Source organism: Algibacillus agarilyticus (genome assembly GCF_003286125.1).
GTDB classification, from domain to species: domain Bacteria; phylum Pseudomonadota; class Gammaproteobacteria; order Enterobacterales; family Alteromonadaceae; genus Algibacillus; species Algibacillus agarilyticus.
The window spans coordinates 388,615-405,147 of sequence record NZ_QMED01000001.1 but is presented as its reverse complement, the minus strand read 5'-3'; the positions used below and the strand labels follow the sequence as shown (position 1 = coordinate 405,147).

Here is a 16,533-nt window from a genome sequence, read left to right as displayed (position 1 = left end):
TATTAATCTTTATTAATCTTTATTAATCTTCCTTTATCTTGATATAGTGCTTAATTGCTTCTAATAAATCATTTGTTTGAAACGGCTTGGTTAAATATACATCAATGCCAAGCGCTTTCGCTTGTAGCCTATCGTGTTCTGCAACACTCGCTGTTAAGGCGATAAGCGGTAAATTGGCTTTGCTTGGGTCTGCTTTTAAAACGGCTGCAGTTTCAAAACCATTCATAATCGGCATATGTAAATCGAGTAAAACAAGATCGACAGTATGCTCGGCTAGGTAATCTAAGGCAATTTTACCATTTGCCGCTATTTCGCTTTTTATGTTTAATAATTTCAGTTGTTCTTGCGCAATAATTTGATTTATTTCGTTATCTTCAACAATTAAAACAAATAATTCACTAAGTGCGACTGTGTTAGTCGGTTGGTTAGAGGTCGGTTGAGTTGGTTGTGTTTTTAAGGTTACTGTAGTCTCTAAGGGCAAACTAATTGTAAATTCAGAACCTAGATTGATTTCGCTATTAACGGTAATCTTTCCATTCATCAAATCGACGAGTTCTTTTACAAGCGCTAACCCTAGGCCGGTTCCACCGTGTTGTCGGGTCGCAGATTCATCTGCTTGAGTAAATACAGAAAACAAGGTGGGCAACTGCTTTTCATCAATACCAATGCCTTGGTCTTTAACGCTGCATATTAACAACCATTCCGTTTCAGTTTGTGGCTCTAATGTGAATGTAACTTTTATTTGTCCTTGGTTGGTAAATTTGATTGCGTTGGCGCATAAATGGCCAATAACTTGCTGAATACGATAAGCATCGGCCAAGAATGTTGGAAATGTTGTTGTGGGGTAATGGACAATGAAATTAACTGATTTTTGCAATGCTTTAATTTCGTATTCATCTCTAATACGATAAATGATGTCGTCTAGGTTTGTCTCTTTTGGTTTTAGCTTAATACGTCCAGAGCCCATTTTGGCTAAATCGAGCATATCGTTGATAATATTCAACATATGTTCAGATGCATTCATAATTTGCGAAAAATGCCCTTTTGCTACTTTATCTTTGGTTTGTGCTAAGCCTATTTGGCTATAACCCACAACGGCATTTAACGGGGTTCGGTATTCATGACTCATATTTGATATGAATTGGTCTTTTGCTTTATTCGCTTGTTGTAATTTTACATTTGTTTTTTGTAACTCATACGTTTTTTGCTTGACTTGTTCTTCTAACTTTCGACTAAAACCGGTCACTAACATGATGAAAATCATACCAAAAGTACTCAGTAAACAACCAAATATTAAGATATACCAGCTTGCCCAGTCTAATGAACTTTGCTCAAAAGATTGAGCGCTTGAGAACCTCAAGGTTAATTGCTGATTCAACCAGGTATTTTGCGTGGTATAACTAAAGTTTGCGTTAGAAGAAAACCCATTGTTGTAGACGCTTGTTTCTGTGTTGTTTGAGTCGTGTGTTATCACCTGAAAATTAAATAAAGGCTGTTTATCGTGATGATAAAGAGAAAGTAACAAGGCATCCACTTCGACCACGGCTTCAACAAGCCCGAGTAAATTCCTGTATTTAGACTCGACAGAAATAGGTATTTGGTTATTTTTGTATAAAGGGTAATAAATAACCACACCCGTATATTTATCTTGTTGTTGAGCTAGCATGATGGGTGGCGTTATTCTCGGCTCCGCAGTTGTAATGGCTAAATTAACGGTATTTTGTACGATAGGGTGAGAGCTCACATCTAATCCTAAAGCGGGGCGGTTAATGCTTTGAGGTTCTAGGTAGGTGATCGGTAAATAATAATCTTGTGCTAGTGCATGAGTGAAGCGCCCGTCTGAGGCTAATTTTTTTATGGTAAATTCGCTTATACCGCTTTGTTTTACCTGATTTATGAAGGCCTCTTTTTGCTCTGACAAAACTTTAGGTATCCAACCTAGCGCTCTGAGCTTGACATTACCTTGGTTGATTATTTGGCTAAAGTGCGCAAATTCCTCTCTTGATACCTTGTTACTGGCATAAAATAACCCTGAGAGAGCATATAGCTGTTGCTCGATGGTATGTTGAGCAAGACTAAACCTTTGACTAAAAACCTCGGCATCATCAACAAATAATTGATATTTTTTTGTTTCAAACTGCGTTTTAGATTGCGAAAAAATAAAGCTAACTAATATAAACAATAATGTTGATGGAACGATAATTTTCCAGCGGTAAGTATTGTTCTCAAATAAAGTGTTACTTGTTAATAGCAAGACTAATGGTGCAAAAAATATTGTGCCGATAGAGTCGCCGACCCACCAAGTGAAGCCAATAAAACTGGCCACCGAAAAAGGTAAATCGTTGATCAATGCGATAGACGAGGCGCCTATCGTTGCCGCAATAACACAAGCAACAGGGCCAATTAGCATAATAAAATAAAGGATCGATTTTAAATTATTTGTTTTGATAGGACGATTTAAAAACCGTAAAACTAAATATTTGGCGAAGATAAGTTGTAATAGGGTGCCTGTTGCGAGCAGTAAGGGTAATAACCAATCGGTCATCGAGGTTGTTAATAAATTAATCGAATTAACTTGTAAATTAGCAAGTGTTGAACCAATGAAAGCACCCAGTAAAGCATAAGGGCCGCATTTTAAATAGATTGCTAAAGCGATCCCTGCAGCAGGCCAAATTGCGCTGGCGAACCCCGGCGGAATAGCAAATAAAAGGCCCACTTTGGCAAAGCAAAAATAACAAGCAAACGAAACCAAAATGATGAATAGGGGATGTCTGAAAAACGTCAAAATATATAAGGCACAATTGGGTTGAGTATTTACTATTTATAGCACTAGATCATAATAAAATCGCTAATTAGCCTCAAAAATACGTTTTCTTATCAACAACGTAAATAAAAAATCGAATCATCTACAAATCAATGAAACCTGAATTCAAGAAAAGGATAAATGCTTATTTCTATAAAACGTTACGCTTGAATCGGTGGGTCATTTTTATGACTGGTCATTTTTTTTAATCTAAGTTTTTGTTTTATATGATTTATTTTTTTTGGCACGTTAACTGCATTGTGAGGTTAGTTAAATAAGTTAGTAAATTGACACTGAGGTTTATTTGTATGTTTGATTGTAATTTAAATGCGGAACAGAACCCTGTTGATTTGGCTGTTGAAGCCTATCAAGGTGAACTTGCATCGTTAAGAACACAAGCATCCAGTTTAACTCATCTTGTAAAAGTATTACCTGCTGGTGTGGTTATTATTGATGGGTCGGGGTTAGTGAGAGATGCCAATCAAATCGCGATTGATTTTTTAGGCACTCCTTTAAAAGGTCAGCGCTGGTTAACGATTATTGAACGTGCTTTTGCGCCACAAGCTGACGATGGTCATGAAGTTTCACTTAAAGATGGGCGTCGAGTTAAGTTACAAACTACGGATTTATCTCCCGAATCAGGTCAATTGGTGTTATTAACTGATATGACTGAAACTCGGTTATTACAATCTCGTGTGGCTAAATTAAAGCATTTATCAGCATTGGGTAAAATGATGGCGACGTTAGCCCATCAAATTAGAACGCCGCTTTCTGCTGCGATGCTTTATGCCGCTAATTTAGGTAATTCATCTTTAAAACCAAATTCTCGCATTAGTTTTCAACAAAAATTAATTTCTCGATTGCAAGATTTAGAAAAACAAATAACCGATATGTTGCTGTTTGCTAAAGGCGATCAAGATCATGTTGCCCAAAAAATATCATTACAACAATTGCTAAGCGAAGTACAAATTGGCAGCGAAGCTATGTTGACTCAATGTGCTGGCCGTTTAGAAGCGCAATTACCTGAACCCGATATTATTATTTTAGGTAATAAAAACGCTTTGGCGAGTGCAATCCAAAACTTAATTCACAACAGTATTCAAGTCATCGGTGAAGGCGTCATGATCACTCTGAGCGCGAGTCGCGATATAAACTCCCCCAATGAAGTGTGTATCTGCGTGCAAGATAATGGCCCTGGTATCGACGCCGCCCATCACGCACATATTTTTGAACCTTTTTATACTACGCGTTCGCAAGGTACAGGTCTTGGGCTTGCGGTCGTTAAATCGGTTATTGAACAGCATAAAGGACGCGTCGAGATCGAATCAACTTCAGGTCAGGGTGCTAAATTTATTTTAAAACTACCGATTGTTGAAACACTTAATCATACGTTCACGCTTGCGCAAGTGTCAGGCCAAAATTAGAGGATTTATCATGGAAAATAATGCAAAAGTTTTAGTTGTTGAAGATGATCAAGCCTTGCGCGAAGCCGTGGTTGATACCTTAGGTATGGCTGGGTACGAGGCGGTAGAGGCCTGCTCAGGTGAAGATGCGCTTATCAAATTAAAAGAAGAATCGATCAATATAGTGGTGAGTGATGTGCAAATGCCGGGGATAAATGGTTTGTCATTACTTCGGTCTATTAAAGCTAATCAACCTAATATGCCGGTATTGTTAATGACGGCTTTTGCCAATATTAATGATGCTGTTCAAGCGATGCGTGATGGCGCAACGGATTATTTATCTAAGCCCTTTTCGCCTGAAGTTTTGCTTAATTTAGTTAGTCGATATGCGCCAGCGGTTAGTTCTGAACGCTTTTCGCCGGTTGTTGCAGATGAGACCAGTATTAAATTATTGGCGTTAGCAGCTAAAGTGGCACGATCAGAAGCTAATGTGATGATTAATGGCCCGAGTGGTTCCGGTAAAGAAGTCCTTGCGCGTTATATTCATTGTCAATCTGAACGTGCAGACTCTACATTTGTCGCGATAAACTGCGCCGCTATTCCTGAAAACATGTTGGAATCAACTTTATTTGGTTATGAAAAAGGCGCATTTACGGGGGCTTTACAAGGGTGTCCGGGTAAGTTTGAGCAGGCACAAGGCGGTACTATTTTACTTGATGAAATCACTGAGATGGATTTAAATCTTCAAGCTAAATTATTGCGTGTATTACAAGAACGCGAAGTTGAACGCTTAGGATCAAGTAAAACAATTAAGTTAGATGTGCGTGTGATCGCAACGAGTAACCGAGATTTAAAACAAGCGGTGATCCAAGGCCAGTTTAGAGAAGATCTGTATTATCGTTTAAATGTTTTTCCGTTAACGTGGTTGCCATTAGCTGAACGCAAAATGGACATTTTACCGTTAGCTGAAAATTTAATTGAGCGTCATTGTGCTCAAACCGGACAAGTGGTTTATGTATTAGCGCCTGAAGCTCGTAGTAAGTTGCTACAGCATAAATGGCCTGGGAATGTTCGTGAATTAGATAATGTGATCCAACGCGCTTTAATCCTCGCTAATAATGAAACGATCACGGAACATGATATTTTACTTGAAACCGATACCGCTATGATTGAAACAGTTGCTGAATCATCTATTGAAGCCGACAAGCCTGAACGTTTGGGGGCCGAGATCCAAAAGCAAGAGCAACAGATCATTCTCGATACTTTAGTCGCTTTTCACGGCAAGCGTAATTTGGTTGCCGACAAGTTAGGGATCAGTCCACGTACTTTGCGTTATAAAATTGCCAAAATGCGTGATCAAGGTATTGCGATCCCCGTTTAGTCTTATTTAAACTCGTTTCATATTTATACCCAAGTGACTTGGGTATGGGCTCAATCCTTGAGTCTAGAGGCTTAGATAAATGCGATTAATTTAATTGTGTTTATCTGAGCCTTTTGTGTTTCCTCCCTTTTTTGCCAATAATATTAACATTGGCACACCTCATGCATTTACCTACTTATCGTGTCAAAAAATATACAATCTTCAATTTTTTGACAGTATTTATTCAAATTTAGGGTATTACCATGAAAATTGGTTCATTTGATATTGCAGCAAACTCACTTTATGCCGAAATGCAGTCGCTTTCTACGCACGCTCGTAATAACATAACCCCAGAAGTTAAACCTGATCAAGGTGTCGTTAAATCGTCAACAACCGATTTTGGTGAATTATTTCAAAAAGCCTTAAGTAATGTGAATGATTTAGGTCATGAATCAAAAGCAAAAGTAACGGCTTTTGAAATGGGTGATAAAAGTGTCAGTATTGCTGATGCTATGATAGCAAAAGAAAAATCGGGTGTGGCTTTTGAAGCTACACTACAAGTACGTAATAAAGTACTTGAAGCATATCAAAAAATTATGCAAATGCCGGTTTAGGCTTAAAACGTATTTGAGGAAGTGAATGTGGCTGAACAAGCTGGAACAACTGATATCGCAATTGCCAATGATAGCGATTCGGATTCACCATTAGGCGAAGAACAAAAGTCAGGTTTTATGGGCGCATTATCAAATGTTGATATTTTGCGTCAAGTGACTTTGATCCTTGCTTTAACCATTTGTTTAGCGATTGCACTGTTTATTATTTTATGGGCGCAAGAGCCTGATTTACGTCCATTAGGTAAATTTGAAACACAGGAATTAATTGAAACGTTAGATTTTCTCGACCAAAGCAAAATTGAATATGTGCTTGAGGGCGACACCATCAAAGTTATTGAAGATGAATATCAAAACATCAAATTGATGTTAGCTCGTGCGGGTATGCAAAATGGCCCCGCGCAAGGTGAAGATATTTTATTAAAAGATATGGGCTTTGGTGTGAGTCAACGGGTCGAGCGTGAACGCTTAAAGTATAGCCGCGAACAAAGCCTCGCGCGTACCATTGAAGAATTACAAAACATAAAACGCGCTCGTGTTTTACTGGCCATCCCGAAAGAAAATGTCTTTGCTCGTCATGAGAAAAAACCCAGTGCCACGGTGGTATTAAGCATAAACCGTAATCGTCAATTATCAGGTGAAGAGGTTGATTCGGTTGTTGATATTGTTGGCTCTGCGGTTCAAGGTTTAGAACCCGCTCGTATTACGGTTACTGACCAAAACGGTCGTTTACTTAATTCAGGTTCGCAAAGCTCATTATCAGCGCGTTCGCGCAAAGAATATGAAATAGAACAAAAGCGTGAAAGGGAATACATGGAAAAAATAGATTCCATTATGATCCCGATTGTTGGCATCGGCAATTATACATCGCAAGTTGACGTCACGATGGATTTCACCGCGGTTGAACAAACGCAAAAACGTTTTAACCCTGATTTACCCGCAGTGCGCAGTGAAATGACGGTTGAAACAAGCTCATTGGGTGGCGGTGCGATTGGTATTCCTGGTGCTTTAACTAACCAACCCCCCCTTGATTCTAATATTCCTGAAGAAGCGAATGGTTTAGGGAGTGGCAATGGCTCGCCAAGTAAAAATCATAGAGAATCAACTCGAAATTACGAATTAGATACGACGATCAGTCATACTCGTCAACAAAGTGGTGTGGTGCGTCGTGTGACGGTTTCGGTTGCTGTTGATCATCTGCATCAAACGAATGCTGATTCTGGCGAAATGGAATCAATTCCACGTGCAGTTGAAGAACTCGCCAACATTCGACGTTTACTGCAAGGTAGTATTGGTTTTAGTATGCAACGAGGTGACACGCTTGATGTGATCACCATTCCATTTACACGTGATGATATTGGTAAAGATATTGTGGTTCCGTTTTATAAGGAGCCTTGGTTTGATAAGTTATCTCGCCTGTTAGCGGGTATGTTGATTATTATCGTGCTTATTGTATTTGTTGTGCGTCCGATGTTACGCAAACTTATCTACCCAGAAGATACGCCAGATGATTATGATGACGGCTTGCTTGATTCGGGTGTTGATTTGGGTGACGAAACCATTGATATGTTATCGAGTGAGTTTGATTCAAGTGCGGTTGGTTTTGCATCTGATGGCTCATTGATGCTTCCTGATTTGCATAAAGATGAAGATGTACTTAAAGCGGTTCGAGCGTTAGTCGCGAATGAACCTGAATTATCGTCTCAAGTAGTTAAAGCGTGGTTAAACGAAGATGTCTGAAGAAAGTAGCCCACAATTCGATGTTGAACGTTTAGAAGGCGTTGAAAAAGCAGCCATATTACTATTAAGTCTATCTGAAGAAGATGCAGCTCAGATACTTAAACACTTAGAACCTAAGCAAGTTCAAAAAGTGGGTATGGCGATGGCCTCGTTAGAAGATTTTACCCAAGATAAAATTACAGCCGTTCATAAACTTTTTATTGATGAGATTCAAAGCTTCTCAACTATTGGCTTCCAGTCTGAAGAGTTTGTGAAGAAAGCGTTAACGGCTGCACTAGGTGAAGAAAAAGCCGGTAACTTAATTGAACAAATTATCATGGGCTCAGGCGCTAAAGGCCTTGATTCATTAAAATGGATGGATTCAAAACAGGTTGCTAATATTATTCGTAACGAGCATCCACAAATTCAAACGATCGTTATGTCTTATCTTGACCCTGAACAATCAGCTGAAATCATGTCGCAATTCTCTGAAAAAGTTAGGCTTGATTTAATGATGCGTATTGCTAATTTAGAAGAAGTGCAACCAGCGGCCTTGCAAGAATTGAACGAAATTATGGAGAAACAGTTTGCGGGTCAAGCGGGTGCTCAAGCGGCTAAAATGGGCGGCTTAAAAGCAGCGGCTGATATTATGAACTACCTTGATACTAATATTGAAGGTCAGTTAATGGATGCTATCCGTGAACATGATGAAGAGATGAGCCAGCAAATCCAAGACCTTATGTTTGTATTTGATAACTTAGCCGATGTTGATGATAAAGGTATTCAAGCTATTTTACGCGAAGTACAACAAGAAGCTCTTATGCGAGCCATTAAAGGGGCTGATGAAGGTTTACAAGATAAGATCATGGCTAATATGTCTAAACGAGCGGCAGAATTATTGAAAGATGATTTAGACGCAATGGGGCCAATCAGAGTGAGTGAAGTTGAAAGTGCGCAAAAAGAAGTGCTTTCAATTGCTCGACGTTTAGCTGATGCCGGTGAAATTATGTTAGGCGGCGGCGGCGGCGAAGAGTTCTTATAAACATGAGTGAACAAGATAAATTTCGCCGTTACATTAAAGCGTCTGAAGCGAGTGCCCAAAAAAGCAAAACGTGGGAAGTGCCGACGGTTACAAGTGGCAAAGTTAAATCGGATGATTATACCAATGCGTTGCGTAAACCCGAAGGTTGGGTATATGAGCCACCTGAACCCGAGCCCGAGCCACCTAAGCCTCCAACATTAGAAGAAATTGAAGCGATTCGTCAAGCCGCATACGATGAGGGCTTTGCTGAAGGTAAAGATGCCGGTTTTACAGAAGGTAAAGCCGAAGGTCATATCGAAGGAAAAGAGGCTGGTTTTACCGAAGGTAAAGCCGAAGGTGTTGATACGGGGCTTACCGAAGCTAAAGAGATCATCGATGAGAAAGTTCAAATTTGGCAGCAGCTCATTGATTGTTTAGACGAGCCTATCCGTCATGTTGACGAAAGTGTTGAAAAAGAACTGTTAATGCTGGTTACACAATTAGCAAAAGCCGTGATTAAGCATGAAGTTAAGACGAATCCTGATATTTTATTAAAAACTGTAAAAGAAGCGATAGACGCGTTACCTGTTAATACTCAACATTTCGAAATGCACTTACATCCGGATGACATTGCAATTTTAATTGAATCATATGGTGAAGACGGCATAAAACAAAAAGGTTGGCGCTTGCTACCTGAACCTGCTCTTGCGCGAGGTTGCTGTGAAATTAAAGCGGATACCTCCAGTGTAACTTATACAATTGAACAACGTACTTCTGAAATATTGGATAGATTCTTGCAGGATAGCTCGTTATAAAACGACGCGTCAATTTTTACGCTTTTCAGAATTAACACTCGCGTTAATTATTAAATAATAACTATAGTCAAAGCGATCGGGTTTTAGGGGAAGCCGTCAAGCTTCGAGATCCCATGAGCATATGCTCTATTATGTGATTGGGGCGAGTAAGCGCTGACAATGAACCATAAAACCTGAGCGAGAAGACTATAAATTCATTTGTTTATTTACCAATCAGGTTTGTTTTGCCTATGTCTGCTGAAGCATTGTGCCAAAAATTAAAAGCATATCATCATAATATTGGCCACTCAGGCCCTAAAGTCGCCGGCCGTTTAGTGCGGGTTGTTGGGCTTACGCTTGAAGCGATTGGCTGCCAAGCTTCAGTGGGGAGCTTATGTTCAGTTGAAACTGAAAGTGGCTTTATTGATGCTGAAGTAGTTGGCTTTGATGGTAATAAAATTTTTCTGATGCCGAGTGAAAATATTAAAGGCATTTTACCGGGCGCAAAAGTCACTCCACTTTCTGTTGAACAAGGTATTCCTGTTGGCATGCATTTACTCGGTCGAGTGATTGATGGTGCCGGTCGAGCTTTAGATGGCAAAGGTTCAATAACCAGTAAGCAGCGTACGGCAAGCGTAAATAAAGCGATTAACCCTCTTTCGCGACGACAAATAAGTGAACCGCTCGATGTAGGCGTTAAAGCGATTAATGGCATGTTAACCGTAGGCAAAGGTCAGCGAATGGGGCTTTTTGCCGGTTCTGGTGTTGGTAAATCGGTACTGCTTGGCATGATGACCCGAGGTGCAACCGCAGATGTCGTTGTTGTTGGGTTAATTGGTGAGCGTGGCCGAGAAGTAAAAGAGTTTATTGAAGAAATTTTGGGTGAAGCGGGGCGAGCGCGTTCCGTTGTGGTGGCCGCACCTGCAGATAATTCACCTTTAATGCGCTTGAAGGGATGTGAAACCGCGGTGGCGGTGGCAGAATATTTTCGTGATCAAGGTCTGGATGTTTTATTACTGATGGATTCAATTACGCGTTATGCACAAGCTCAACGAGAAATTGCGCTGGCTATTGGTGAACCCCCTGCAACTAAGGGATATCCACCTTCGGTTTTTGCCAAGTTACCGGCTTTAGTTGAACGTGCCGGCAACGGAGGTGAAGGTCAGGGTTCGATAACCGCTTTTTTCACTGTGTTGTCAGAAGGGGATGATATGCAAGACCCTATCGCCGATGCTTCAAGAGCGATCCTTGATGGGCATATTGTTTTGTCACGTGAATTGGCAGACAGTGGTCATTATCCTGCGATTGATGTCGGTAAATCAATTTCACGTGTTATGCCTGCGGTCACAACTGAGCTACACCAAGATCAAGCCCGAGTTATTAAAACACTTTATTCTGCTTATCAAAAAAATCAAGATTTGATCACGATTGGAGCTTATAACAAAGGCAGTGATCCCATTGTTGATACCGCTATTTCAATCAAACCGCAAATTGATGAATTCTTACAACAAAAAATGCACGATGTGATCGCGTTTGATGATTGTATGGGACATTTAGATACCCTGACGCAACAGTTTAGAGCGAGCTAATCATGATTAATAAACAATTGTACTTAGTCGTTGAAATGGAACAGCGTAAAGAAGATCGAATGGCGGCTGATTATGGTAAAGCGAAAAACGATTTAGCGGAGCATGAAATCCGTTCTCAGGCATTACAAGAACACAAAAAACAATACATGCAAGATGTGTTAGACCAAGGAAAAAAAGGACTTGGGATCCAGCAAATGAATCGGTTTCATGTGTTCATTGGAAAATTAGATCAAGCTTGTTCAGTGCAGTCAAATAAAGTTCAAACGGCCAAAAAAGTAGTCGAGCAGCGCCGAGCATTATGGCTAAACCAACAAAGAAAGCGTAAAGCTATTCAATCGGTTATTGATAAACAAAAACAAGCTGAACAATTAGCTGAGCAACGAGCAGAGCAAAAAATGTTTGATGAATTTGCGATGCAACAATATTTTAGAAAAACGCAGGCAAACTAAATTATTGGAACATTGCTTGCTAATAAATATTCATCGCAGGGTGTTTATGCCGTGCAACAACAACATTATGTTTTATTGATACTAACCATTGCCTTTACCGAGGAATAGCTATGCAATTCATTGCCGTGCCCCAAACTGACAGTCTTATTTCTTCAAATAAAACGGCTGAAAAACAATCCTTAACGGATTGGCAGCATGATTCTAATGAATTCGAACAGCGCCTTGCTCTGTCAAAAGAATGGCAACAGCGTCAATATGACCATCGTCAAGATGCGGCAGCGGCTCATTCACAACAAATACAAAATCAAGAACGCTTGGCTAATCGTCACCGTTCAGAGCGCCAACCTCTTGGCTCTGCGTCGGTTAATCCAAAAGCTAATGAACAAAACTCATCAACTCAACATCGTGATGAGCCTACAACAAGTAGTGCATCTAATACCAAAGCGTTAGCTGAACAAGAGAGTAAAACACCTATTGCGGCGATGCCAGATAAAGCCGACGCTAATAAGACTGAACGGCTGGAGCGAGATCGTACTCATTCATCCGAACAAAAATCATTTGAAAATAATACAAAAAAATCGGCTGATAATGAGAAAACGACTGATTTAAATTTAACGAAAAGTTTAGAAGATGACACTCAATCGTTATTAACCTTGATTGAAAAAAGCCAAGGAATGGAGCCTACGAGTAAAAAAGTGGCGGATAAAAACGCGCATGCAGAAACCACAAATAAAATAGAAAAAGTCGATGATGGTATCGATCAAACCCAGGTTGAATCTAACTCTATTCAGATAATGTCAACTAAAGACAACGCGAAGAAAGATAAAGCTGAGACAGACAATAGTCTTAAATTAGAGGCGGTTCAGAAAGTTTCGACTGCCCATAGTGACAGCGACAGTATAGCCGATTTAAAGACCGCTAAAAAAGTAAGTCAATCAGCCCTAAACGATAAACAAATTGAAAAAAAGACGGATGTAGAGAGTCTACTTGATCTAGAAAAAACGCACCGTAAATTGGCTTTAACGGTTGATGGTAAAGGCGAGAATGAAATAAATAAAAACACTCAGAAAGACAATGTTGTGAGCGAGCTTGATGCTAAAAATAAACCGGTTGCTGTAAACAAAACCCAAACTGTTGATTTAGCTGGTGAGCAAAAAGGCAAAATTGCAAAAGCAGAAGATACTGAATTAAACCCAACCGACGTTAAAAAAACGACTGTTGTGAGCTCGACCGTAGCCGGTGCAAATCAAAAAAGTGATGCGAATCAAGCGAAGGTAATGGCTGAACCACTTAATAACCTTAAAAGTAACGTTAATAATACGGTTGTAAGTGAAAAAACAAAAGAGGTAAACAGCGAAGCTAAAGGTGACGCGACACAAATTAAAAAAGAATCTGCTGTCATCGTTGAAGAGAATAAAAGGGCTATTCAGCAAACCGCTACAGGCAAAAATGATGTTAATGGTGTGATTCGACAAGATGCGGTTGCAAGCACAAATACGAGTAACAAAACCTCAAGCAAAGTTGAAGATGTTGACGCGACCAATATAAAAATGGCTTCGAATGCTGACAATAAAGCTGCTCAAAAATTAAAGCAAAATAATGGTGGTTCCGCTACTGCACAAACAACAGAGACTGCTCAAGCCATTGAAAAAACAGCACTCAGTAAAGAGGGGAAGCGTGAGCAAGTAGCTGAATCCGAGCTTACAGTGCCATTAAACTCAGGTGCAACGAATGCAACGAATGCAACGGATGGTGTTGAGAGTAAGAAAATTAAAGAAAAAAATGTTGAAACTAAAGCGGTAGAATCCAAAACTAAAAACAACGATGTCGCTTTACAAGCTGAATTGTCGGCAGAAAACGCACAACTAGGGCAATCAATTACGGCTTCTGAAGTGAAAAGTGAAGGTAAACCCAATGCCTCAGCGGTTAATGCATCAAACGAAGGTAAGTCTGATAAAGTAACTGATTTAAAAGAACGCAAAGTAAAAAAAGAAACTGAGCAGCAAAATGGAGAGGGTAAGCAAATTAAGGTCGACTTTGTAGAAAAACCCATGAATACAGAGCTTGACGCGACCCTTCAAGAGCAGGCTATCACTAATTCTTTAGTGCAATCAGCTAATGAACGCAGTGCTCAAGATGCAAAAAATACGCAAGCACAAGTGATACATCAAGTAAATCGTTCTGAAGTTACGCTGGCTGATAAATCGTTGCAAAAACAAATGCAAACCTTAAAAGAAGTTCCACTGCATGATAAACAAGCGAGTGCTGAAACGATTAATGAAAATGTGAAATATTTAATTAATAGTCGTGTTCAATCTGCTGAAATTCGTTTAGACCCTCCTGAGCTAGGTCAAATGCAGATAAAAATAAATATGAATGGTGATCAAGCTTCGGTTAGTATAGTCGTGCAAAATCCGCAAGCGAAAGAAATGCTTGATCAAGCCGTACCTCGATTAAGAGAAATGCTGGAAAATGCGGGTATCCAATTAGGTGAAAGTAATATTGAACAGCGTAATGGACAGCAGGCTAAACAAGGACAAGGCGAGCAAGGTAAAGGCAAAGGTTCAGGTAATGAACAAGCTGGAACGGAACAAAATGATGATAATTTAGGTGCAGAAAGCAAAATTATCAACGGACACCTTGGTGAAGTCGATTATTACGCCTAAAATCAGTTACAATTAAGTGCGTTTATCATATAAAAACATTAAGTATTTCAAGGATATTTAAATGGCTGCAGAAGAACTCCAAGTTGAAGAAGAAGAATCAGGTGGTAAAAGCAAGATGCTTATCATCATTGCTGCCGTTGCTGTACTCGCTATTGGCGGGGGGGCTGCCATGTTTTTAATGGGCGGTGATGAACCCGCCGCCGAAACCGAAGAGTTAACGCTTGATGAAGCCGCTCCACAAGAAGAATCATCTTCTGGTGCTAAAGCTGAATTAGGCACCGCTTTGTATGTAGCAATGCCTAGACCGTTTGTTTTTAATGTGCCAGGCGCAAGTCGAGATCGTCTTGTGCAAATTAAAGTGCAATTATTAGTTCGTGGTAGTACGAATGAAGAAACGGCTAAAAAGCATATTCCTTTAATTGAAGGTGGTTTGTTAAGGGTATTCAGTAGTGCTAACGCTGAAGATTTAGCAACAGTTCAAGGTAAAGAAGCACTTAAAACACTTTCATTAACGACAGTTCAGGATGAGCTGACTAATATCGTAGGGAATAAAGTGATTGAAAATGTCCTGTTTACAGGCTTTGTGATGCAATAAAATATGGCTGCAACAGACCTATTATCCCAAGATGAAATCGATGCTCTATTACATGGGGTTGATGACATTGAGGAAGAATCAGAAGACGGCGATGACGGTGGTGGAGAAGATGGTCAGAGCAGTATGTCTGATTATGACTTTTCATCACAAGACCGGATCGTGCGTGGGCGAATGCCTACGCTTGAAATGGTTAATGAACGTTTTGCTCGTCATATGCGCATTAGTTTATTTAATATGATGCGCCGCACCGCTGAAGTTTCCATCAACGGTGTTCAAATGATTAAATTTGGTGAATACGTTCATACTTTATTTGTACCGACCAGTTTGAATATGGTGCGTTTCCGTCCTTTAAAAGGGACAGGGTTAATTACCATGGAAGCGCGCTTAGTTTTTATTTTAGTGGATAACTTTTTTGGCGGTGATGGTCGGTATCATGCCAAAATTGAAGGTCGAGAATTCACGCCCACAGAAAGGCGCATAATTCAGATGCTACTCAAATTAGTATTTGAAGATTATAAAGAAGCGTGGGGACCGGTGATGGACACCTCATTTGAATATCTTGACTCTGAAGTAAACCCTGCAATGGCAAATATTGTCAGCCCAACCGAAGTTGTTGTTATCAGTTCATTTCATATTGAACTGGATGGCGGTGGTGGCGATTTTCATATTTGTTTGCCTTATTCTATGCTTGAACCTATTCGAGAGTTACTTGATGCGGGTGTGCAGAGTGACCAAGAGGATACTGATTTACGTTGGAGTAAAGCCCTGCGTGATGAAATGATGGATGTTCAAGTCGAAGTATTAGCTAAATTATTAGATTTTGAATTATCGTTACAAGAAGTGATGGATTTGCAAGTCGGTGATGTTATTCCGATTGATATGCCTGAGCATTTAACCGTCTTTGTTGAAGAGCTACCAACCTATCGGGCAAAAATGGGACGTTCGCATGAAAATCTGGCTGTGCAAATATCTGAAAAAATTAAACGACCTGCCTCTGTTAAATCTGAGTTGCAAATGGTAACAAGAGCTGGTCGACGTATTGATGCTGAGGCTGAATTACGTGAGTTAGAAGATTGGGATTAAGTTTCCCGAGTTTAAATCGTCTGAGAGAGTTAAATTATGAGTGATGATGCAATGGATGATTGGGCAGCTGCTATGGCAGAGCAAGCTGAATCAGAAGAAAATGACGGTAACGGCGAAGCGCAGGTTGCAGAACTTGAAGAATTGACCGATAGTGGCAATATAACGAATGAAGAAAAACGTCGACTCGATACCATATTAGATATTCCGGTAACGATTTCGATGGAAGTGGGCCGAACAAAAATAAACATTCGTAACTTATTGCAGCTAAACCAAGGTTCAGTTGTTGAATTAGATCGCGTTGCGGGTGAGGCGCTTGATGTATTGGTTAATGGTACATTGATTGCTCATGGTGAGGTTGTTGTAGTCAATGACAAATTTGGTATTCGTTTAACGGATGTTATCAGCCAAGTTGAGCGTATTAAAAAACTTAAATAGAGTTA

At 39.9% G+C, this 16,533-nt stretch carries 13 protein-coding genes; 12 read left to right on the top strand and 1 reads right to left on the bottom strand.

Annotated features, from left to right (window positions below; translation table 11 throughout):
• Positions 1-22 precede the first annotated feature (22 nt).
• A complete protein-coding gene (locus tag DPX34_RS01855; RefSeq protein WP_269815497.1) occupies positions 23-2,752 on the bottom strand; it encodes a CHASE domain-containing protein in 2,730 nt (909 codons plus the stop codon).
• 359 nt (positions 2,753-3,111) lie between these two features.
• Here DPX34_RS01855 and DPX34_RS01850 point away from each other — a divergent pair, with 359 nt between their 5' ends.
• The 12 genes from DPX34_RS01850 (at position 3,112) to fliN (ending at position 16,528) form a co-directional block, all read left to right on the top strand.
• Entirely contained in the window at positions 3,112-4,227 is a 1,116-nt protein-coding gene (locus DPX34_RS01850; protein WP_111976695.1) for a sensor histidine kinase, read from the top strand.
• 10 nt (positions 4,228-4,237) lie between these two features.
• A complete protein-coding gene (locus DPX34_RS01845; RefSeq protein WP_111976694.1) occupies positions 4,238-5,587 on the top strand; it encodes a sigma-54-dependent transcriptional regulator in 1,350 nt (449 codons plus the stop codon).
• 242 nt (positions 5,588-5,829) lie between these two features.
• Entirely contained in the window at positions 5,830-6,180 is a 351-nt protein-coding gene (gene fliE, locus DPX34_RS01840) for a flagellar hook-basal body complex protein FliE (protein ID WP_111976693.1), read from the top strand.
• Between the two features lie 27 nt (positions 6,181-6,207).
• The gene (gene fliF, locus DPX34_RS01835; RefSeq protein WP_111976692.1) at positions 6,208-7,917 is read left to right on the top strand and encodes a flagellar basal-body MS-ring/collar protein FliF; all 1,710 of its coding nucleotides are present in this window, start codon (positions 6,208-6,210) and stop codon (positions 7,915-7,917) included.
• On the top strand, positions 7,910-8,938 hold the full coding sequence (gene fliG, locus DPX34_RS01830) for a flagellar motor switch protein FliG (protein WP_111976691.1): 1,029 nt from the start codon (positions 7,910-7,912) through the stop codon (positions 8,936-8,938). Before fliF ends, fliG begins: the two co-directional genes overlap by 8 nt.
• Positions 8,939-8,940: 2 nt before the next feature.
• Positions 8,941-9,732, top strand: a complete 792-nt coding sequence (fliH, locus tag DPX34_RS01825; protein ID WP_111976690.1) for a flagellar assembly protein FliH — start codon at positions 8,941-8,943, stop codon at positions 9,730-9,732.
• A gap of 230 nt (positions 9,733-9,962) precedes the next feature.
• Complete coding sequence (gene fliI / locus DPX34_RS01820) at positions 9,963-11,300, top strand: flagellar protein export ATPase FliI (RefSeq protein ID WP_111976689.1); 1,338 nt, start codon at positions 9,963-9,965, stop codon at positions 11,298-11,300.
• 2 nt (positions 11,301-11,302) lie between these two features.
• A complete protein-coding gene (gene fliJ, locus DPX34_RS01815) occupies positions 11,303-11,749 on the top strand; it encodes a flagellar export protein FliJ (protein ID WP_111976688.1) in 447 nt (148 codons plus the stop codon).
• A gap of 110 nt (positions 11,750-11,859) precedes the next feature.
• Entirely contained in the window at positions 11,860-14,415 is a 2,556-nt protein-coding gene (locus DPX34_RS01810) for a flagellar hook-length control protein FliK (protein WP_111976687.1), read from the top strand.
• Positions 14,416-14,476: 61 nt separating this feature from the next.
• Complete coding sequence (gene fliL / locus DPX34_RS01805) at positions 14,477-15,010, top strand: flagellar basal body-associated protein FliL (protein WP_111976686.1); 534 nt, start codon at positions 14,477-14,479, stop codon at positions 15,008-15,010.
• 3 nt (positions 15,011-15,013) lie between these two features.
• Complete coding sequence (gene fliM, locus DPX34_RS01800; protein WP_111976685.1) at positions 15,014-16,093, top strand: flagellar motor switch protein FliM; 1,080 nt, start codon at positions 15,014-15,016, stop codon at positions 16,091-16,093.
• A 36-nt stretch (positions 16,094-16,129) separates the two neighbouring features.
• The gene (gene fliN / locus DPX34_RS01795) at positions 16,130-16,528 is read left to right on the top strand and encodes a flagellar motor switch protein FliN (protein WP_111976684.1); all 399 of its coding nucleotides are present in this window, start codon (positions 16,130-16,132) and stop codon (positions 16,526-16,528) included.
• Positions 16,529-16,533: the final 5 nt, after the last annotated feature.

Excerpts from the sequence above, each read along its gene's own strand:
- DPX34_RS01845 (WP_111976694.1), top strand. The coding sequence starts at position 4,238 with ATGGAAAATAATGCAAAAGTTTTAGTTGTTGAAGATGATCAAGCCTTG.
- fliL (WP_111976686.1), top strand. The coding sequence starts at position 14,477 with ATGGCTGCAGAAGAACTCCAAGTTGAAGAAGAAGAATCAGGTGGTAAA.
- fliG (WP_111976691.1), top strand. The coding sequence starts at position 7,910 with ATGTCTGAAGAAAGTAGCCCACAATTCGATGTTGAACGTTTAGAAGGC.
- DPX34_RS01850 (WP_111976695.1), top strand. The coding sequence starts at position 3,112 with ATGTTTGATTGTAATTTAAATGCGGAACAGAACCCTGTTGATTTGGCT.
- fliN (WP_111976684.1), top strand. The coding sequence starts at position 16,130 with ATGAGTGATGATGCAATGGATGATTGGGCAGCTGCTATGGCAGAGCAA.
- DPX34_RS01810 (WP_111976687.1), top strand. The coding sequence starts at position 11,860 with ATGCAATTCATTGCCGTGCCCCAAACTGACAGTCTTATTTCTTCAAAT.
- fliI (WP_111976689.1), top strand. The coding sequence starts at position 9,963 with ATGTCTGCTGAAGCATTGTGCCAAAAATTAAAAGCATATCATCATAAT.
- fliM (WP_111976685.1), top strand. The coding sequence starts at position 15,014 with ATGGCTGCAACAGACCTATTATCCCAAGATGAAATCGATGCTCTATTA.
- fliE (WP_111976693.1), top strand. The coding sequence starts at position 5,830 with ATGAAAATTGGTTCATTTGATATTGCAGCAAACTCACTTTATGCCGAA.
- fliH (WP_111976690.1), top strand. The coding sequence starts at position 8,941 with ATGAGTGAACAAGATAAATTTCGCCGTTACATTAAAGCGTCTGAAGCG.
- fliJ (WP_111976688.1), top strand. The coding sequence starts at position 11,303 with ATGATTAATAAACAATTGTACTTAGTCGTTGAAATGGAACAGCGTAAA.